The organism is Streptomyces sp. NPDC037242 (assembly GCF_055604165.1).
Genome location: NZ_JBVJUY010000001.1, coordinates 406349 through 424547, shown reverse-complemented (window position 1 = coordinate 424547; position 18199 = coordinate 406349). Strand labels below are relative to the sequence as shown.

General features: G+C 72.8%; 17 protein-coding genes. 11 read left to right on the top strand and 6 right to left on the bottom strand.

What is annotated here, in order from left to right:
* Nucleotides 1-49 precede the first annotated feature (49 nt).
* Nucleotides 50-1531 carry an MFS transporter gene (locus ACZ7GJ_RS01760; protein ID WP_470748356.1) on the bottom strand — a complete coding sequence of 494 codons (1482 nt, stop codon included), beginning with the start codon at nt 1529-1531 and terminating at the stop codon, nt 50-52.
* A 77-nt stretch (nt 1532-1608) separates the two neighbouring features.
* Between ACZ7GJ_RS01760 and ACZ7GJ_RS01755 the strand changes: the two genes are divergently transcribed.
* The 3 genes from ACZ7GJ_RS01755 to ACZ7GJ_RS01745 all read left to right on the top strand — a co-directional run bounded on the left by ACZ7GJ_RS01755 (nt 1609) and on the right by ACZ7GJ_RS01745 (nt 4253).
* Nucleotides 1609-2193, top strand: a complete 585-nt coding sequence (locus tag ACZ7GJ_RS01755) for a helix-turn-helix domain-containing protein (protein ID WP_470748354.1) — start codon at nt 1609-1611, stop codon at nt 2191-2193.
* A gap of 33 nt (nt 2194-2226) precedes the next feature.
* A complete protein-coding gene (locus tag ACZ7GJ_RS01750) occupies nt 2227-2850 on the top strand; it encodes a class I SAM-dependent methyltransferase (protein WP_470748352.1) in 624 nt (207 codons plus the stop codon).
* 68 nt (nt 2851-2918) lie between these two features.
* Nucleotides 2919-4253 (top strand): radical SAM protein, encoded by a 1335-nt coding sequence (locus ACZ7GJ_RS01745; protein WP_470748350.1) that lies wholly within the window; start codon nt 2919-2921, stop codon nt 4251-4253.
* Nucleotides 4254-4273: 20 nt separating this feature from the next.
* Here the strand turns inward: ACZ7GJ_RS01745 and ACZ7GJ_RS01740 are convergent, their stop codons facing one another.
* Entirely contained in the window at nt 4274-5215 is a 942-nt protein-coding gene (locus tag ACZ7GJ_RS01740) for a beta-ketoacyl-ACP synthase III (RefSeq protein ID WP_365918957.1), read from the bottom strand.
* A 216-nt stretch (nt 5216-5431) separates the two neighbouring features.
* Here ACZ7GJ_RS01740 and fdhD point away from each other — a divergent pair, with 216 nt between their 5' ends.
* Nucleotides 5432-6265 carry a formate dehydrogenase accessory sulfurtransferase FdhD gene (gene fdhD / locus ACZ7GJ_RS01735; RefSeq protein ID WP_470748348.1) on the top strand — a complete coding sequence of 278 codons (834 nt, stop codon included), beginning with the start codon at nt 5432-5434 and terminating at the stop codon, nt 6263-6265.
* A gap of 40 nt (nt 6266-6305) precedes the next feature.
* Here the strand turns inward: fdhD and ACZ7GJ_RS01730 are convergent, their stop codons facing one another.
* The 3 genes from ACZ7GJ_RS01730 to ACZ7GJ_RS01720 all read right to left on the bottom strand — a co-directional run bounded on the left by ACZ7GJ_RS01730 (nt 6306) and on the right by ACZ7GJ_RS01720 (nt 8166).
* Entirely contained in the window at nt 6306-6578 is a 273-nt protein-coding gene (locus ACZ7GJ_RS01730; protein ID WP_470748347.1) for a hypothetical protein, read from the bottom strand.
* A gap of 88 nt (nt 6579-6666) precedes the next feature.
* Nucleotides 6667-7104, bottom strand: a complete 438-nt coding sequence (locus ACZ7GJ_RS01725; protein WP_470748345.1) for a (2Fe-2S) ferredoxin domain-containing protein — start codon at nt 7102-7104, stop codon at nt 6667-6669.
* Between the two features lie 9 nt (nt 7105-7113).
* Nucleotides 7114-8166 (bottom strand): bile acid:sodium symporter family protein, encoded by a 1053-nt coding sequence (locus tag ACZ7GJ_RS01720; RefSeq protein ID WP_470748343.1) that lies wholly within the window; start codon nt 8164-8166, stop codon nt 7114-7116.
* A gap of 151 nt (nt 8167-8317) precedes the next feature.
* Here ACZ7GJ_RS01720 and ACZ7GJ_RS01715 point away from each other — a divergent pair, with 151 nt between their 5' ends.
* From ACZ7GJ_RS01715 to ACZ7GJ_RS01685, 7 genes are all read left to right on the top strand, one after another.
* Nucleotides 8318-9169, top strand: coding sequence for a LysR substrate-binding domain-containing protein (locus ACZ7GJ_RS01715; RefSeq protein WP_470748342.1), 852 nt, complete (start codon nt 8318-8320; stop codon nt 9167-9169).
* 423 nt (nt 9170-9592) lie between these two features.
* Nucleotides 9593-11425, top strand: coding sequence for an AMP-dependent synthetase/ligase (locus ACZ7GJ_RS01710; RefSeq protein ID WP_470748340.1), 1833 nt, complete (start codon nt 9593-9595; stop codon nt 11423-11425).
* 102 nt (nt 11426-11527) lie between these two features.
* Nucleotides 11528-12790 (top strand): ABC transporter substrate-binding protein, encoded by a 1263-nt coding sequence (locus ACZ7GJ_RS01705; RefSeq protein WP_470748338.1) that lies wholly within the window; start codon nt 11528-11530, stop codon nt 12788-12790.
* Between the two features lie 10 nt (nt 12791-12800).
* Entirely contained in the window at nt 12801-15563 is a 2763-nt protein-coding gene (locus tag ACZ7GJ_RS01700) for an ABC transporter permease subunit (protein ID WP_470748337.1), read from the top strand.
* Nucleotides 15560-16330, top strand: a complete 771-nt coding sequence (locus tag ACZ7GJ_RS01695; RefSeq protein ID WP_470748336.1) for an ABC transporter ATP-binding protein — start codon at nt 15560-15562, stop codon at nt 16328-16330. Before ACZ7GJ_RS01700 ends, ACZ7GJ_RS01695 begins: the two co-directional genes overlap by 4 nt.
* 107 nt (nt 16331-16437) lie before the next feature.
* Nucleotides 16438-17286: an aldo/keto reductase gene (locus tag ACZ7GJ_RS01690; RefSeq protein WP_470748335.1), complete on the top strand. Its 849-nt coding sequence runs from the start codon at nt 16438-16440 to the stop codon at nt 17284-17286.
* 7 nt (nt 17287-17293) lie between these two features.
* The gene (locus ACZ7GJ_RS01685; protein ID WP_470748333.1) at nt 17294-17713 is read left to right on the top strand and encodes an RICIN domain-containing protein; all 420 of its coding nucleotides are present in this window, start codon (nt 17294-17296) and stop codon (nt 17711-17713) included.
* 54 nt (nt 17714-17767) lie between these two features.
* Here the strand turns inward: ACZ7GJ_RS01685 and ACZ7GJ_RS01680 are convergent, their stop codons facing one another.
* Complete coding sequence (locus ACZ7GJ_RS01680; RefSeq protein ID WP_470748331.1) at nt 17768-18073, bottom strand: 4a-hydroxytetrahydrobiopterin dehydratase; 306 nt, start codon at nt 18071-18073, stop codon at nt 17768-17770.
* Nucleotides 18074-18199: the final 126 nt, after the last annotated feature.

The window sequence follows — 18199 nt, the reverse complement described above, 5'->3', positions numbered from 1 at the left end:
TCCCGCGCGGAGTAGGGAGACGGTCCGTCTCGCTGATGGCCGCGGGGAATCAGGGGAGGCGGCCGGGGGCGGCCGCGTCCGGCGCCGCCCGCCGGGAGAGGGTGCGGGCTCCCGCCGCGAGGGCGAGGGCGATGGCGATGAGGGCCGCGGCGACCGCGAAGGTGACCCGCATGCCGGTGGCGACGGCGTCGGGTCGGGCCGCCGTCACGTCCGCCGTCGCCGAGGCGAGCGCGAACACGGCGCCCATGACGGACGCGCCGGTGACCAGCCCGAGGTTGCGCGACAGGTTGAGCATCCCGGACACGACGCCCCGCCGGTCCGGGGCGACGTCCGCCATGACGGAGGTGTTGTTGGCCGTCTGGAACACCGCGTACCCGGCGGTGACGACCACGATGGGGAGGACGTAGCCGAGCACGCCGAACCGTGCGGGCGTCACGGACAGTGCGACGGCGCCGGCCGCGATGGCGGCGAGTCCGGCGATCACCGTGCGCGGCGCGCCGAAGCGGTCCACGACGCGGCCGGCCGGCACCCCGGTCAGCGCGGCGACGAGCGGGCCGGCCGACAGGACCAGTCCGACCAGCGCCTCTTCGAGCCCGAGCGCGCGGGAGAGGTAGAACGGCCCCACCACCAGCGTGGCCATCATGACCGTCGAGACGAGTGCGCTCGTGGCGAGGCCGGCGCTCAGCGCCGGATCGCGGAACGCCGCCGGGCGGATCAGGGGTGCGGCCGCCCTCGCCTCGGTGCGTACGAAGAGGACGACCCCGAAGGCGGCGGCCGCGAGCAGAACCGCGTTGAGCGGGCCGAAACCGCCGCGCCCCAGGGTCATGGCGAGGGCGTAGGCCGCGAGCGTCAGGGCGAGCAGCAGCGTGCCCGCGTGATCGAAGCCGGCCCGGTCCGCCCGGGGCTCCCGGCGGTCGACGGGCAGGTGGCGGTGCGCGAGGGCGAAGGCGAGGAGGCCGAGCGGTGCGTTGACGAGGAAGACCGCCCGCCAGCCGAGGCCCGATATCAGGGCACCGCCGAGCGAGGGGCCGAGGGCGGTGCCGACCGCGGACATCGTTCCGAGCAGCCCCATGGCGCTGCCGGTCCGCTCCTTGGGGACCGTCCCGCCCACGAAGGCCATGGTGAGGGCCATCATGACGGCCGCTCCGAGCCCCTGCGCCGCGCGGGCGGCGATCAGCGCCCACAGCGTGGGCGCGAGGCCGCACAGCACGGAGGCCGCCGTGAAGAGCAGGATTCCGGCCAGCAGCAGCCGTCGGCGGCCGATGACGTCACCGAGCCGTCCGACGCTGACGATCACGGTGGTGATGGCGAGGAGATAGGCGAGGACGATCCACTGGACCTCCTGGAAGGACGCGGTGAACGCCTGCGCCAGGGTCGGCAGGGCGACGTTGGCGACGCTGGTGCCGAGCGAGGACAGCAGCACCGACAGGGAAAGGCCGGCGAGTACCCACCGGACCGACCGGGTCTGTTGCGCGGTCCCGGTCGCGGCCGCAGTGGACCCGGCTCGCCCTGCGCCGATTGGCTTCTTCATGCCGAGGAGAGTCCACCCGCCGCACCCCAGCGGCAATTATTGTTGCCGATTCCGGGACAGCGGGGTGGAATGCCCGCATGGACAATCCGGCGCCGTACCAAGAGGTCCTCGACGAGGTCGCCCCCCGGCTCAGGGCGCTGCGCGCCAAGCGCGGCCTGACCCTGGCCGCGCTCTCCGAGGCGACCGGCATCTCCAAGAGCACCCTGTCCCGGCTGGAGTCCGGGCAGCGCCGCCCCAGCCTGGAGCTGCTGCTGCCGCTCGCCGGCACGTACGGGGTGGCGCTGGACGATCTCGTCGGCGCCCCGGAGGTGGGGGATCCGCGCGTACGGATGACCCCCCGCGCCCTGCCGAGCGGAGGTACGTCCGTGGCCCTGACCCGGGGGCCCGGGCCCCTCCAGGCGTACAAGATGATCATCCCCGACCGGGGCGCCGAGCCGGACCTGCGTACGCACGAGGGCTACGAGTGGCTGTACGTGCTGGAGGGCCGGCTGCGGCTGGTGCTCGCCGAGCACGATCTGGTCCTCGGCTCCGGCGAGGCCGCCGAGTGGGACACCCGGCTGCCCCACTGGTTCGGCAGCGCGGACGGGCGGCCCGTCGAGATCCTCAGCCTCTTCGGGAGGCAGGGCGAGCGGATGCACGTCCGCGCGAAGCCCCGCACCTGACGGCTTGCCGGACCCGTTCGATAGCCTGTTCGGATGATCGATCCCAAGAGCCTTGCCAGCACTGCCGGTTACGGTGAATCCGCGGCCGCCCTCGTCGAGCAGTACGAGAGCGTGTCCTTCGCCGAGGTCCACCGCGACGTACTGCACCTGTTCCCCTCGCGACCCAGCGCGATCCTCGACATAGGCGCGGGCAGCGGCCGCGATGCCGCCGCGCTGGCCGGCCGGGGGCACCGGGTGACCGCCGTGGAACCCACCGCGGAGCTGCGGGCGCTCGGCCGGCGGATCCATGCCGACCGGGACATCGACTGGGTCGACGACTCGCTGCCCGGGCTGGAGGTGCTGCGCGGCCGCGGCGGCCGGTTCGACCTGATCCTGCTGACGGCCGTGTGGATGCACCTGGACGAGCCGCAGCGGGCTTCTTCGATGGAGGGCATCGTCGACCTGCTCGCCGCCGGGGGGCGCGTGGTCCTCTCCCTGCGGCACGGCCCCGTACCGCCCGGCCGGCGCATGTTCGACGTGTCGGGGGACGAGACGGTCGAACTCGCCCGCAGCCACGGCCTGAACCGCGTACACCTCAACGAGCGTGCGGATCCGCTCGGCAGGCCGGACGTGCGCTGGAGCTACCTGGGCCTGCAGCGGGAGCCCGCAGGACCCTGACCATCACGGCCGCGACCAGGGGGTTAGGCTTCGAAGCGACCCTCAACACGTCAGGGATGGAGCAGCACATGGAGAGCCTGAGCCGTACCGCGCTGGTCGAGGGGCTGATGGGGCGATTCCCGCACGTGCCCCGGGAAGCCGTGATCAAGGAGGACCTCCTGCGCGGCGGCATGGCCTTCGACGAGTCCGCGCTCAGCGGCACCGCCGACGGAGGTTCCGGCGAGGTCAAGCCGAAGTCCTACTTCATCTTCTCCTTCGACCACCGCACCCTGCCGGAGCTCGGCGCCGCCGCGCTCAACCGGCCGCCCGAGGAGATCGTGCTCACGGGCGGCCCCTACGATCTGCGCCGCACGGTCGTCTCCGTACGGGTCAACCCGGACTCCCCGTACATCGTGCGGGGCGGCGAGGACGGCACGCTCGGCCTGTACCTGGACGGCTCGCGGATCGCGGACGTCGGCCTGCCGCCGATGCCGGAGTACTACAAGCACAAGCTGTCGAACGGCAAGTCGGTGATGGAGGTCGCACCGACCATCCAGTGGGGCTACCTCATCTACCTGACGGTCTTCCGGGTGTGCCAGTACTTCGGGGCCAAGGAGGAGTGCCAGTTCTGCGACATCAACCACAACTGGCGCCAGCACAAGGCGGCGGGCCGCCCCTACACCGGGGTGAAGCCGGTCGAGGAGGTGCTGGAGGCCCTGGAGATCATCGACCGGTACGACACCGCGGGGACCTCCCGGGCGTACACCCTCACGGGCGGCTCGATCACCTCGCACGTCGCCGGCCGCGACGAGGCCGACTTCTACGGGCACTACGCGAAGGCCATCGAGGAGCGCTTCCCCGGCCGCTGGACCGGCAAGGTCGTCGCCCAGGCCCTGCCGCGCGACGCCGTGCAGCGCTTCCACGACTACGGCGTCAAGATCTACCACCCCAACTTCGAGGTGTGGGACCGCCGGCTGTTCGAGCTGCACTGCCCGGGCAAGGAGCGCTACGTCGGCCGCGACGAATGGCACCGCAGGATCCTGGACTCCGCCGAGGTGTTCGGCCCGCGCAACGTGATCCCCAACTTCGTGGCGGGCATCGAGATGGCCGAGCCCTTCGGCTTCACCAAGGTGAGCGAGGCGATCGACTCCACCGCCGAGGGCCTGCGGTTCTTCATGTCGAACGGCGTCGTGCCCCGCTTCACCACGTGGTGCCCGGAGCCGACGACACCGCTCGGCAAGGCCAATCCGCTGGGCGCGCCGCTGGAGTACCACATCCGCCTGCTGGAGACCTACCGCGCGACGCTGGAGGAGTACGGGCTGAGCTCGCCCCCCGGCTACGGCCCGGCCGGGCCCGGCCGGGCGGTGTTCTCCGTCAGCTCGTTCATGGACAGCCTGGAGGGCCTGGAGGGCTCGCCCTCCTGAGCCCCGGGGCCAGACACCCCCTAGGGGCAGCGGATGACCTGGCCCGCGTAGGAGAGGTTGCCTCCGAAGCCGAAGAGGAGGACGGGGGCCCCGGAGGGGATCTCGCCGCGCTCGACCAGCTTGGACAGGGCCATCGGGATGCTGCCGGCCGAGGTGTTGCCGGAATCGACGACATCGCGGGCGACGACGGCGTTGACGGCGCCGATCTTCGCCGCGAGCGGCTCGATGATCCGCAGGTTCGCCTGGTGGAGGACGACGGCGGCCAGCTCCTCCGGGGTGACCCCGGCCTTCTCGCACACCTTGCGGGCCAGCGGAGGCAACTGGCTGGTGGTCCAGCGGTAGACCGACTGGCCCTCCTGCGCGAAGACCGGGGGCGAGCCCTCGATCCGGACGGCGTGGCCCATCTCCGGCACCGAACCCCACAGCACGGGGCCGATGCCGGGCTCGTCGCAGGCCTCGACGACGGCCGCGCCGGCGCCGTCGCCGGTGAGCACGCAGGTGGTGCGGTCGCTGTAGTCGGTGATCTCGGTCATCTTGTCGGCGCCGATGACCAGGGCGCGGGTGGCGGAGCCGGCCCGGATCGCGTGGTCGGCGGTGGCCAGGGCGTGGGTGAAGCCCGAGCAGACGACGTTGATGTCCATGACGGCGGGGCCGCCGCCCATGCCCAGCTTGGCGGCGACGCGGGCCGCCATGTTGGGCGAGCGGTCGATCGCGGTGGAGGTGGCGACGAGCACGAGGTCGATGTCGTCCGGGCTCAGGCCGGCACTCGCGAGGGCCTTGCCGGCGGCCTGGAAGGCCAGCTCGTCCACCGGCTCCTCGGGACCCGCGACGTGCCGGGTCTTGATGCCGACCCGGGAGCGGATCCACTCGTCGTTCGTGTCGACCATGGCCGCGAGGTCCTCGTTGGTGAGCACTTTCGCGGGCTGGTAGTGCCCTAGCGCCACCACGCGTGAACCGGTCATGGGCGGGGTCCCCCCTCGTACGGCAGTCAGGACCTCCCAGCTTCGCCTGCTACCGATGGGTACGAATGCGTGTGACCCGACAGGATTCCGGCACCGGAATTTGGAGAATTCCGAGGATCTTGCTGCCGGGGACGTCGCCAGGAGCGGATCCGCGAGAATGGGCTCGTCAGATGCACGACGAAGTGCGGGCGAGTACAGAACGGGTGGACTGATCACATGGGACGGGTCACCGAACGCCGTCGCGTCGTCCGGATCCGGAACGGCGTCGCCGGGGCCCGGCCCGACACGCTGGTCGCCGAGGAGCCGCTGGAGATACGCCTGAACGGCAAGCCGCTGGCCATCACGATGCGCACCCCGGGCGACGATTTCGCCCTGGCGGTGGGATTCCTGGTGAGCGAGGGCGTGCTGGGCTCCGCGGCGGACGTACGGGCCGTCACCTACTGCGAGGGGGCGACGGAGGACGGCTCGAACACCTACAACGTGGTCAACGTGCAGCTCGGAGCCGGGGTTCCGCTGCCGGACATCACGCTGGAGCGCAACGTCTACACGACCTCGTCCTGCGGGCTGTGCGGGAAGGCCAGCCTGGACGCGGTGCGCACGGCGAGCCGGTTCCCGGGGCTCGCCGCCGACCCGGTACGGGTGTCCGCGGACCTCCTCGCGGAGCTGCCGGACCGGCTGCGGGCGGCGCAGAAGGTCTTCGACCGGACGGGCGGGCTGCACGCGGCCGCGCTGTTCTCGGCCGCGGGCGAGCTGCTGGACGTGCGGGAGGACGTGGGCCGGCACAACGCGGTGGACAAGATCATCGGCCGGGCCCTCCAGGCCGGCCGGCTCCCGCTGGCGGGCGCGGTCCTGCTGGTGTCGGGCCGGGCCTCCTTCGAGCTCGCGCAGAAGGCCGTGATGGCGGGCATCCCGATCCTGGCGGCCGTCTCTGCGCCGTCCTCCCTGGCCGTGGACCTGGCGCTGGAGACGGGGCTCACGCTGGTCGGCTTCCTGCGGGGCCGGAACATGAACATCTACGCGGGCGAGCAGCGGATCGACCTCCCGGCGTAGCGGGGGCGGGTCCCGCGGCGGGCCCGCCCCCGGGGGATCGCTACCGCGACGCCTTCGCCCCGGCTCCGGTGTGCGGGGTGTCCGGCCCGGCTTCCACGGTCTGGCTGTACGGGTTGTCCTCGGAGGCGGGCCGGACCTGCTGCCCGTCGACGTGGTCCGTACCCGGGGAGGCGTCGACGGTCTGCCGGTGCTGGGCCGGGTCGCCGGAGCCGGAGCCGGAGCCTCCGTCGGCGGCGTGGGCGGCCCCGCCGAGGGCGAGGGTGCCCATCAGGACGGCGGCCGAGGCGGCGGCGATGCGCTTGCTGAGCTTCATGGGAGGGGTTCCTTGTCGTTGGCGCTCGACTGACACCCCGAACCTAGAAGAAGCGGACATTTCCTCACCTTAACGCCCCCGGTGCGACTCAGCGCCCGCGGCGGGCGCGCCGCGACCCCGACCCGGACGTGCCCGGGTTCGGGACCGGTGGCTCGATGCGGTGGAGGTCCAGGGTCGGCGGGACCGGGGTGGCTCCGGGGCCGCCGGACTCGGCCCAGGCGATGATCTCGTCGGTCGCCGTGTCGTCCAGGGCCCACCCGAACCACGCCGCGCGAGCGCCCCGGCGGCGGGCCTCCGTGGTGGGCTGCACCACGATGACGTTGGCCTGCGCACAGGGCCCGAGGCAGTCCGTCGTACGCACTGCCAGGCGGCCGCCGGAGGCTGCGGCGGCCTCGCGCAGCCGGGCCAGTTGGCCGGCGTGGTCGGAGCCGGGGTTCTTGCGGGGGTCGCCGCAGCAGCAGCCGCGGCAGACCACCAGGGTGCAGGGGCGTTCGGCGTGGGCGGAGAGCGGGCGTATCCAGGTCACCGCCGCACGTTACCGGGCCTGCGAGCTGGGGTGTTGACGGCTCGGCGAGACCTCCGCCACACGGGCGGCGGGCAGTTCGGCGCCGGACTCCCCCGCCGGGTCCTGCGCGCGGCGGCGGGCCAGCACCGCACACACCATCAGCTGCATCTGGTGGAACAGCATCAGCGGCAGCACGGCGAGGCTCGCCTGGGCGCCGAACAGCACGCTGGCCATGGGCAGTCCGGCCGCCAGGCTCTTCTTCGAACCCGCGAACTGGATGGCGATGCGGTCCTCGCGGCTGAACCCGAGGCGCTTCGCCCCGTACCAGCTCACCAGGAGCATGACGGCCAGGATGGCGGCCTCGACGGCCAGCAGGACGCCGAGGCGCGGGACGCTCACCTGGTGCCAGATCCCCGCCACCATGCCGGCGCTGAAGGCGGTGTAGACGACGAGCAGGATCGAGCCGCGGTCCACGTATCCGAGCGCCTTCTTCCTGCGGACCAGGAAGGCGCCGACCCACGGGCGCAGTGCCTGGCCGAGGAGGAAGGGCGCCAGCAGTTGGAGGACGATCTTGAGGAGGGAGTCGAGGGAGAAGCCGCCCGCGCTGTTGCCGAGCAGGCCGGCCGCGAGGAGGGGGGTGACGAAGATGCCGGCGAGGCTGGAGAAGGAGCCGGCGCAGATCGCGGCGGGGACGTTGCCGCGGGCGATGGAGGTGAAGGCGATGGAGGACTGGATGGTCGAGGGGACCAGGCAGAGGAAGAGCAGGCCGCTGTGGAGCGGGGGTGACAGCAGGCTCGGTACGAGGCCGCCGGCGGCCAGGCCGAGCAGGGGGAAGAGGACGAAGGTGCAGGCGAGCACGGTGACGTGGAGCCGCCAGTGACGCAGGCCCTCGACGGCCTCGCGGGTGGAGAGCCGGGCTCCGTAGAGGAAGAAGAGCAGGGCCACGGCCGCGGTGGAGGCCGCTTCGGCGGCGGAGGCGGCCGCGCCGCGGGCGGGGAGCAGGGCGGCGACGGCGACGGTGGCGAGCAGACCGAGGATGAACGGGTCGGCGGGGAGCCAGGCGGGGATCTGCGGGCGGCGCATGGGGCAGGGTGCTCACTTGCTCTGTCGGCGTCGGGGGCGGTGTGGTCGGGGGTCCTCCTTCGATGGTCGGCGGTGAGGCGGTGATCGGGAAACCCGCACACCGCACTGACTGTCATCACGGAACACGATGACCACGCCTAGGATGGGCGGTATGTACGATCCCGTGCAGTTGCGCACCTTCCTCACCGTGGCCCAGACGCTGAGCTTCACGCAGGCCGCCGGGCGCCTCGGCGTGCGCCAGTCCACGGTCAGCCAGCACGTGCGCCGCCTGGAGGAGGCGACGGGCCGGACCCTGTTCGCCCGCGACACGCACAGCGTGGAGCTGACGGAGGACGGCGAGGCGCTGCTGGGCTTCGCGCGTTCGATCCTGGAGGCGCACGAGAGGGCGACGGCCTTCTTCACCGGTAAGCGGATCCGCGGGCGGCTGCGCTTCGGGGCGTCGGAGGACTTCGTGCTGACCCGGCTGCCCGAGGTCCTGGAGGGCTTCCGTCACGAGCACCCCGAGGTCGAGCTGGAGCTGTCGGTGGAGCTGTCGGGAACGCTCCACGAGCGGCTCGACGCGGGCCGCCTCGACCTGGTGCTGGCCAAGCGCCGGGGCCCGGGCGACGAGCGGGGCAGGCTGGTGTGGCGCGACCGCATGGTGTGGATCGGGGCGGAGGGACTGCGGGTGGACCCCGACCGGCCGGTGCCGCTCATCGTCTTCCCGCCGCCCGGGATCACCCGGGCCCGCGCGCTGGACGTGCTGCAGGGCCACGGGCGGCCGTGGCGGATCGCGTGTACGAGCGGCAGTCTGAGCGGTCTGATCGCGGCGGCCCGCGCGGGCCTGGGAGTCATGGCCCACACCCGGGGCCTGATCCCGCCGGGGCTGGTGCGCGTGGGCGGCCTGCCGGAACTGGGGCCGGTGGAGTTCGCCCTCCTCCACGGCCGGCGCCCGACCCCGGCCTCCGAGGCGCTCGCGGCCGCCATCCTGGCAGGCGGCGACCGCCTGAGCCGCCCGGCCTAGCGCCTGGCCGGCGGATCGGGGTCGGACAGGCCGCGGTGTCTGGCGCGGTGCATCGCAAGGCGCCGGAGAGCCGTTGGGGCGTTTCGGAAACGCGGCGAGGCGCCGTGCCACAAACCGTGGCCCCGGCCATGATCCGCCGGACACCCCCTAGCGCCGCTGGCGCGGCAGGCAACGCAGGCCCGCCGAGGCGCCCCCGGGCGCCGGGGTGCCCGGCGGGGGCGACCGGCTCCGCGAGCGCCACGGTGCGCTCTCGGCGTGGCGGCCGACGCGGCGGGCGGACGCTGGCCGACGCGGCGCCGGGCGGCCCAGCCGCGCTGGTCACGCCGGGTGGGGCGGGGGGATCTTGTGGAGGTTTCCGCAACGCTGCCGGGCGGGCGGGCCGGTGGGGTAGCGTCACCGCGCTGTGCCGAGAGGAGCGGGGCCTTGCGCGAGATCACCGTCCCACCGGTCGTCACGGGCTCGCCCGTGGGCGGCTTGGCCGACGTCGTCTTCCTGCATGCCCGGCAGGACCCCGGCCGGGTCGTGCTCGGCCGGAAGGCGGACGGCGTCTGGCAGGACGTGACCTCCGGGGAACTGGCCGCCGAGGTACTGGCCTTGGCCAAGGGGCTGCTGGCCCAGGGCATCCGCTTCGGCGACCGGGTCGCGGTCATGTCCCGCACCCGGTACGAGTGGACGCTGTTCGACTTCGCCCTCTGGGCCATCGGCGCCCAGCCGGTGCCGGTCTACCCCACCTCCTCCGCCGAGCAGGTGCACTGGATCCTGTACGACTCCGAGTGCACGGCCTGCGTGGTCGAGAACGAGGACCAGGCCATGACCGTCGGATCGGTCATCGAGGGGCTGCCGCTCCTGCGCAGGCTGTGGCAGCTCGACTCGGGCGCGGTGGACGGCCTGGTCGAGGACGGGCGCGGGGTGTCCGAGGACGTCGTGCACCGCCATCGCGGAGCCGTGACCCCCGATGCGATCGCCACCGTCATCTACACCTCGGGCACCACCGGCCGGCCCAAGGGCTGCGTGCTGACGCACGGCAACTTCATGTACGAGGCCGACACGATGGTCGCGCGCTGGGAGTCCGTCTTCCAGGCCGGGCCGGGGGAACAGCCCTCCACGCTGCTCTTCCTCCCCCTCGCCCACGTCTTCGGGCGCATGGTGGAGGTGGCCGCCGTCCGGGCCCGCGTGAAGCTCGGTCACCAGCCCGTCCTGGCGGCGGCGGAACTGCTGCCGGACCTGGCGGCGTTCCGGCCGACCTTCATCCTCGGGGTCCCGTACGTCTTCGAGAAGGTGTTCGCGGCCGCGCGCCGCAAGGCCGAGTCGGAGGGGCGGACCGGCCCCTTCGACCGGGCGGTGGAGACGGCCGTACGGTACGCGGAGGCGCGCGAGCAGAAGGCCTTCGGCACCGGGGCCGGACCCTCGGCCAAACTGCGCATGGAGCACCAGCTGTTCGAGAAGCTGGTGTACGGGAAGGTCCGCGATGCCATGGGCGGCCGGGTGCGGCACGCCATGTCGGGCGGGTCGGCGATGTCGCGCCGGATGGGGCTGTTCTTCGACGGCGCCGGGGTGACGGTCTTCGAGGGATACGGGCTTACCGAGTCGTGCGCGGCGGCCACGGCGAACCCGCCCGGGGCCACGAAGTACGGAACGGTGGGGCAGCCGATCCCCGGCAGTACGGTGCACATCGCCGACGACGGGGAGGTGTGGCTGCACGGCGGGCACATCTTCTCCGGCTACCTCAACGACCCGCGCTCGACGGAGGCGGTGCTGCGGGAGGGCTGGCTGGCGACGGGGGACCTGGGGCGGCTCGACGGGGACGGCTACCTGACCATCACCGGGCGCAAGAAGGAGATCCTGGTGACCTCCAACGGCAAGAGCGTCTCGCCGACCGCCTTGGAGGAGCGGGTGCGTTCGCACCCCCTGGTGTCCCAGTGCGTGCTGGTGGGCAACGACCGGCCGTACATCGCGGCCCTGATCACCCTCGACATGGAGGGGATAGCCCACTGGCTGTCCATGCGCGGCCGGGCGCAGCTTCCGGCGGCGGACCTGGTGCACGACGCCGATCTCGCGGCGGAGGTCCGCCGGGCGGTGGTGGCCGCCAACACGCTGGTCTCCCAGGCGGAGGCGATCCGCAACTTCAGGGTGCTGGCCGAGCAGTTCACCGAGGAACGCGGCCTGCTGACCCCCTCGTTGAAGCTGAAGCGCCGGGCGATCGAGAAGGCCTACGCGACGGAGGTGGCGGAGCTGTACTCGCCCAGGCCCGCCTGACCCACGAATCTGACGGATCGTCACTTCACTTGTCCCCACGATATTGACGATGCGTCAGGTCGCGCACAGAATGCGGGGATTCCGACCGGAGGGGATCCACACATGTTGCGACCGATCCGCACCCTGGCCGCCGCGGCAGCGGCCCTCGCGCTCGTCTCCGCCTGCAACTCCGCCTCCAACAGCACCTCTCCCGGCAAGCCCGGCGCCACCGGCAACTCCCGCGGGGTGAGCGCCGACTCGATCAAGGTCGGCGGCATCGTGTCGATGACCAGCGCCAGCGGATACAGCAAGAAGGACACCGACCTCGGCGCCAAGGCCAGGTACCTGAGAGCCAACGCCGAGGGCGGCGTCAACGGCCGGAAGATCGACTACATCGGCGCGGAGGACGACGGCCAGGACCCCGCCAAGAACCTCGCCGCCGCCCGCAAGCTGGTCCAGCAGGACAAGGTCTTCGCGGTCTCCCCCATGAGCTCGGTCACCTTCTCCGGAGCCGACTTCCTGGAGCAGGAGAAGGTCCCCACCTTCGGCTGGGGCACGCTGCCCTCCTTCTGCGGGCCCAAGTACATCTACGGCTTCAACGGCTGCCTCGTCCCCACCCCCGGCGGCACCATCAACCAGACCTGGCCGGAGGGCATCGGCCAGCTCCTCGGCGGGGCCCAGGGCAAGTCGGTCGCGATCATCGCCAACGACAGCGACGCCGGCAAGTTCGGGGTGCGCACCTTCCAACAGGGCTTCACCAGCGCCGGGTTCAAGGTGTCCTACGCCAAGGCGGCCGTGCCGGGCACCGCGGTGCCGAGCGACTGGTCGGCGTACGTGAAGGAGATCCTCGACAGCAACGACGGCAAGGCACCGGACGCCGTCGTCTCGGTCATGCAGACCCCCAACAACATCGGGCTGTTCACCGCGCTCAAGCGCAGCGGCTACAAGGGCCTGCTCTCGGACCCGACCGACTACGACCCCGGGCTGCTCGCCAAGGACGCCACCAAGCAGGCCCTGGACGGGGTCCACGTCCTGCTCCAGTTCCAGCCGTTCGAGTCGACCGACCCGAAGATGGCGCAGTTCAAGGCCGACATCAAGGCCGCCGCGGGCGGGCAGGACGTACCGCTCAACATGCACATGTTGACCGGGTACATGTCGGCCGACCTCTTCGTGTCCATCGCGCAGAAGGCGGGCAAGGCCCTGACCGTCGAGTCCTTCCAGGCCGCCGCGCAGAGCTTCTCCGACACCGGCACGCTCGTCGGCGACCGGGCGGAGCCCAAGGGGCAGAAGGACAGCTTCGGCTGCGGGGCGCTCGTCCAGCTGAAGAACGGGGCGTACGAGGTCTCCGTACCGTTCAAGTGCCACGAGCCGATCCCCTTCAAGTAGGGGCACGGGCATGGGAGATCTGCTCGCCGTCGTTCTGAGCGGTCTGGTGTCCGGCGCCCTGTACGCACTGCTCGCCACCGGGCTGGTGCTGTCGTACTCGGCGTCCGGGCTGTTCAACTTCGCGCACGGGGCCACCGCCTACCTGTGTGCGCTCACCTTCTACGAGCTGCACTCCGGGCTGGGGTGGCCGGCCGTCCCGGCGGCACTGCTGGTGGTGTGCGTCCTGGCACCCGGGCTCGGGTGGGCCCTGGACCGGCTGATGTTCCGGCGGCTCGCCCGCGTCGGGGAGACGGCGCAGATCGTGGCCACCATCGGGCTGCTGGTGGCGCTGCCGGCGGCCGGGCTGTGGGCGGTGGAGCTGCTGGCGGACGCGGGGGCCCCCATGAAGCCGGCCGAGAACCAGTTCGGCCTGCCGGGCGTGGGGCCGAGCCCCGCGAAGGCCTGGCAGCCCCTGGAGGGCGTCGGCGTCGACTCCGACCAGCTGATCACCTGGGTGGTGACGGCGGTGGTGGCGGTGGCCCTGTGGGTGCTGATGCGGCACACGCGGCTGGGGCTGCTGCTGCGGGCCGCCGTGGACAACCGCTCGCTCACCGAACTGCGCGGGATCAGCGCCGACCGGCTGTCGTCGGTGGCGTGGATGATCGCGTCGGGGCTGGCGGGACTGGCGGGGGTGCTCGCGACGCCGCTGCTGGGTCTGTCGGCGCACGACTTCACGCTGTTCCTGTTCGTGTCGGCCACGGCCGCGGTCATCGGGCGGTTCGCGTCCGTTCCGCTCGCCTTCGCGGGCGGGCTGGGGCTCGGCGTACTGCAGAACCTGGCCGTCGGGTACGCGCACTTCGCCGACGACATCACCGGATTCCGCACGGCGGTGCCCTTCCTCATCCTGTTCGCGGGGCTGCTCGTGCTGACCCGGCGGGCACGCACCGCCGGGACGGCCGCCGTGGACGCCCCGCCGGTGGACCACCTCGCCGGGGCACCGTGGCTCCGGCGGTGGGGGGTCTGGGCGGGCGCGGCGCTCGTCCTGGGCACGGCGTTCTACACCGTGACCACGCCGTTCTGGAGCGGGCTGCTCGCCCAAGGCCTCGCGCTGGCCCTGGTGTTCATGTCCTTCACGGTCGTCACCGGGCTCGGGGCGATGGTGTCGCTGGCCCAGGGGACCTTCGTGACCGGGGCCGCGCTGGTGGCGGGGCTGCTGATGAGCCGGGGCTGGCCGTTCGTGGCGGCCGCCGCGGTGGGCACCTGTGTGGCGGCGGTGCTCGGAGCGCTCGTGGCGCTGCCCGCGCTGCGCCTGGGCGGGCGCTCGCTGGCGCTGGCCACGCTGGCGCTGGCGTTCCTGGCCGACCAGGTGCTCTTCCAGATGCGGTGGCTGCGCAACGGCGACTCGGGCTGGTCGCTGCCGCGGCCGGTGTTCGGGCCGGTGGACCTGTCCGACGACCGGGCCCTCGGGGTGGCGCTGGTGGTACTGGTCGCCGTGGTGGCTGCGGGGCTGAGCGCGCTGCGGAACTCGCCGACCGGGCGGGCGGTGCTGGCCGTCCGCTCCGCCCCGGCCGCGGCGATGGCCTCCGGGGTGTCGGTACTGCGTACGAAGCTGCTGCTGTTCACGCTGTCGGCCGGGCTGGCCGGTTTCGGGGGCGTGATGTACGCCTCGTACAACACCCGGATCACGGCCACCGACTTCACGGCGATGACGGGGCTGGTCTGGCTCGCGGTGGTCGTGGCGGCGGGCGTGCGCCGGCCGCAGTACGCGATCGTGGCGGGGCTGGTGTTCGCGCTCGCCCCGCGCGTCCTGTCCGACTACGTGACCTCCTCGGCGCACCTGCCGGTGATCCTGTTCGGCCTGGCCGGCCTGGCCCTGGCCAACGACCCCGACGGCTACTGCGCGGCCGTTCCGGTGCGGCTGGCGCGCAAGCGCGCCGCCGCGTCCCAGAGCCCGCCGGGAGGCGTGGTCGGCCGGGAGGCTGCCCCGCCGGTGTTCGAGGTACGGGAGCCCGGGGCCCGGGCGGCGAAGGGCCCCGCGGGGCCCACCGCACCCACCGCGCCCACCGCACCCGTCGCACCCGTCGCACCCGTCGGCGCGCCGGCGCCCGCCCTGGAGCTGCGGGGCGTCACCGCCGGGTACGACGGGGGCCTCGTACTGCACGGGGTGGACCTCGTGGTCCGCAAGGGGGAGATCCTCGCCGTGCTCGGCCCCAACGGCGCCGGGAAGAGCACCGCCTGCCGGGTGGCCGCCGGGCTGGTGCCCGTCGCGGGCGGCAGCGTCCGCGTCGGCGGCCGGGACATGACCGCCGACGGAGCCGTGCGGCGCGCCCGGGGCGGGGTGCTGCTCGCCCCCGAGGGGCGGGGGATCTTCCCCGCACTCAGCATCGAGGAGAACCTGGCCCTGTACCTGGCCGACGCCGCCGAACGGGACGCGGTCTACGAGCGGTTCCCGCGCCTGCGGGAGCGGCGCCGGATCCCCGCCGGGGCCCTGTCCGGCGGGGAGCAGCAACTGCTGGCCCTCGCCCCGCTGCTCCAGCGGCCGCCCGAGGTGCTGATCGCCGACGAGCCCTCGCTCGGGCTCGCGCCCCGCGTGGTCGAGGAGGTGTACGCGCTGCTCACCGAGCTGCGCGCCGCCGGGACCGCGCTGCTGCTGGTGGAGGAGAAGGCCGCCGAGATCCTCGGGATCGCCGACACCGTCGCCTACCTCTCGCAGGGCCGGGTCTCCTGGTGCGGCCCGCGCGCCGAGGTGGAGGCGGACCGGCTCACCGAGGCCTACCTGGGGATTGCCACATGACGACGCCGTACGTGCTTCAGGGCAGCGGGATCAGTGTCCGGTTCGGCGGTGTCAGGGCGCTGACGGAGGTCGATCTCGGGATCAGGGCCGGCGAGGTGTGCGGACTGATCGGTCCGAACGGGGCCGGGAAGACCACCCTGTTCGACGTCCTGTCCGGGATCCGGCGGCCGGACCGGGGGCGGATGCTGCTGGACGGGCAGGACATCACCCGCCGCTCCCCCGTGTGGCGGGCCCGGCACGGGATGCGCCGGACGTTCCAGCGCCAGCAGCTGTTCGGGCAGCTCAGCGTGGCCGACAACGTGCTCGTCGCGCAGGAGTGGCGCGGCGGCGGGGGCGGTTTCGCGGCCGATCTCCTCTCGTCCCCGACCCGGCGCCGCCGCGAGCGGGAGCGCCGGGAGCGAGGGGAGCGCGTACTGGAGGCGTGCGGCATCGGCCCGCTCGGGGCCGCGTACGCCGGGGGGCTGCCCGTGGGGCAGGCCCGGATGGTGGAGCTGGCCCGCGCGGTGGCCGACCCGCCGCGGGTGCTGCTGCTGGACGAGCCCGCGTCGGGCATGTCGGCCCCCGAACGGGAGCAGCTCGCGGCGGTCGTCCGGCGGCTGGCCGAGGAGGAGGGCTGCGCGGTGCTGCTGGTCGAGCACAACGTCGCCTTCGTGATGGACCTCTGCACCCGCGTGGTCGTCCTGGACCTCGGTACGGTGCTGGCCGAGGGCACGGCCGCCGAGGTACGGGCCGACCCCCTCGTGCGGGAGGCCTATCTGGGGGCCTGAACCGTACTCCCGTGCGGATCATCGGGGTGGCTGGGAATACCGGGTACGGGAGGCAGGTTGTCGCCGGTCGTAGGAGCTCCACAGACGACCCCGAGGAACGACGAGACGTGAACCAGGTCCCCAGCACCAAGCTCAACAACGGCACGCTCATGCCCCAGCTCGGCTACGGCGTCTGGCAGGTGCCGGACGCCGAGGCGGAGCAGGCCGTCACGACCGCGCTGGAGGCGGGCTACCGCAGCATCGACACGGCGTCCATCTACGGCAACGAGGCGGGCACCGGCAAGGCCATCGCCGGTGCCGGCGTGCCGCGCGAGGAGCTGTTCGTCACCACCAAGCTCTGGAACGGGTCGTCCGAGACCTGGGGCCGGGACAACGTACTGCGCGAGTTCGACGCGTCGCTCGGCAAGCTGGGCCTGGACCACGTCGACCTGTACCTGATCCACTGGCCGCGCCCGATGCGCGAGGACTTCCTCGCCATCTGGAAGACCTTCGAGGAGATCGCCGAGAGCGGCCGCGCCAAGGCCGTCGGCGTGTCGAACTTCCGCCCGGCCGACCTGGAGCGGCTCGGCGCCGAGAGCTCCCTGGTGCCGGCCGTGAACCAGATCGAGCTGCACCCGCTGTTCCCGCAGGCCGAGCTGCGCGAGGTGCACGCGCGCCTGGGCATCGCCACCGAGGCCTGGTCGCCGCTGGGCCAGGGCAAGGAGCTGCTCACGCTCCCCGCCGTCGCCTCGATCGCGGCCAAGCACGGCCGCTCGGCCGCCCAGGTGGTGCTCCGCTGGCACCTCCAGCTCGGCAATGTCGTGATCCCCAAGTCCGTGACCCCCTCCCGGATCCGGGAGAACCTGGACGTCTTCGGCTTCGAGCTGGACGCCGCCGACATCGCCGCGCTGGACGCGCTGGGCGCCGGCTCCGCGGGCCGCCGGATCGGGCCCGACCCCGCCGTCTTCGACATCTGAGCGGCCGATGAACGTCCCTGACGGCGTCTACCTGGTGCGCAATGTCGCCAGCGGCCTGCTGCTCCAGGTGGAGGCCGGCAACCGGGTGTGCGTCGGCCCCGACGACGCGCCGCCGACCGCCCTGCACTGGGAGATCTCGCCGGTGCACAGCGGCGGCGGCCTCTTCCACCTGGTCAGCGTCCACAACGGCAAGCGGCTGGATGTCGCCAACGCGTCCACCGAGAGCGGCACGCGCATCCAGGTGTGGCGGGCCAATGCCTTCGGCGCCCAGGAGTGGATCGTCGAGGAGCACCTCGACGATCCCGGCGTGGTCTCGCTGATCGCGGCGATCAGCGGCCTGCCCCTGGAGGCGGACGCGGAGGGCCGGGCCCGCCAGTACGAGGACACCGACTCGCCCGCGCAGTGGTGGCGCCTGGAGCCGGTCTGACCGGCCCCGGGCGGCCGGTTTCTGTACGGGGGATCATCGCCCCGGTGTGCGGCGTCAGGCGGCGCCGTGTGCCGGGGCGAGGCCCTCGACGCGCTGGGCCAGCTCGAAGTCCTTCTCGGTCACCGCGTCGCCCGCGTCGTGGCTGTTCACCGACAGGCGGACCGTGTTGTAGCCGAGGGTGAGGTCGGAGTGGTGGTTCAACTCCTGCTGCACGGCGGCGATGTGGGCGACGAGCGCGCTCGCCGCGAAGTGCGTGCCCAGGCGGTAGGTGCGGAAGATCCGGTCGTCCTCGAAGGCCCAGCCGGGAAGTTCCCGCAACCGGTCCTCGATCTCCTTCTGTGACAGCGGCTCACTCGGCATGCACCGGCTCCTTTTCCCCGTGACGTGTCGTCAAGGTTCCCACAGCGCAGGCCGGAGCGAGCCTTTCGCGCCATAGTGCGCTCGGGTACTCCTGCCCGCTTCCATGCCCACCACGCCAGCCCTATG

Coding starts and splice junctions, on each gene's coding strand:
- ACZ7GJ_RS01760 (WP_470748356.1), bottom strand. CDS start 1,531: ATGAAGAAGCCAATCGGCGCAGGGCGAGCCGGGTCCACTGCGGCCGCG.
- ACZ7GJ_RS01755 (WP_470748354.1), top strand. CDS start 1,609: ATGGACAATCCGGCGCCGTACCAAGAGGTCCTCGACGAGGTCGCCCCC.
- ACZ7GJ_RS01750 (WP_470748352.1), top strand. CDS start 2,227: ATGATCGATCCCAAGAGCCTTGCCAGCACTGCCGGTTACGGTGAATCC.
- ACZ7GJ_RS01745 (WP_470748350.1), top strand. CDS start 2,919: ATGGAGAGCCTGAGCCGTACCGCGCTGGTCGAGGGGCTGATGGGGCGA.
- ACZ7GJ_RS01740 (WP_365918957.1), bottom strand. CDS start 5,215: ATGACCGGTTCACGCGTGGTGGCGCTAGGGCACTACCAGCCCGCGAAA.
- fdhD (WP_470748348.1), top strand. CDS start 5,432: ATGGGACGGGTCACCGAACGCCGTCGCGTCGTCCGGATCCGGAACGGC.
- ACZ7GJ_RS01730 (WP_470748347.1), bottom strand. CDS start 6,578: ATGAAGCTCAGCAAGCGCATCGCCGCCGCCTCGGCCGCCGTCCTGATG.
- ACZ7GJ_RS01720 (WP_470748343.1), bottom strand. CDS start 8,166: ATGCGCCGCCCGCAGATCCCCGCCTGGCTCCCCGCCGACCCGTTCATC.
- ACZ7GJ_RS01715 (WP_470748342.1), top strand. CDS start 8,318: ATGTACGATCCCGTGCAGTTGCGCACCTTCCTCACCGTGGCCCAGACG.
- ACZ7GJ_RS01705 (WP_470748338.1), top strand. CDS start 11,528: ATGTTGCGACCGATCCGCACCCTGGCCGCCGCGGCAGCGGCCCTCGCG.
- ACZ7GJ_RS01700 (WP_470748337.1), top strand. CDS start 12,801: ATGGGAGATCTGCTCGCCGTCGTTCTGAGCGGTCTGGTGTCCGGCGCC.
- ACZ7GJ_RS01695 (WP_470748336.1), top strand. CDS start 15,560: ATGACGACGCCGTACGTGCTTCAGGGCAGCGGGATCAGTGTCCGGTTC.
- ACZ7GJ_RS01685 (WP_470748333.1), top strand. CDS start 17,294: ATGAACGTCCCTGACGGCGTCTACCTGGTGCGCAATGTCGCCAGCGGC.
- ACZ7GJ_RS01680 (WP_470748331.1), bottom strand. CDS start 18,073: ATGCCGAGTGAGCCGCTGTCACAGAAGGAGATCGAGGACCGGTTGCGG.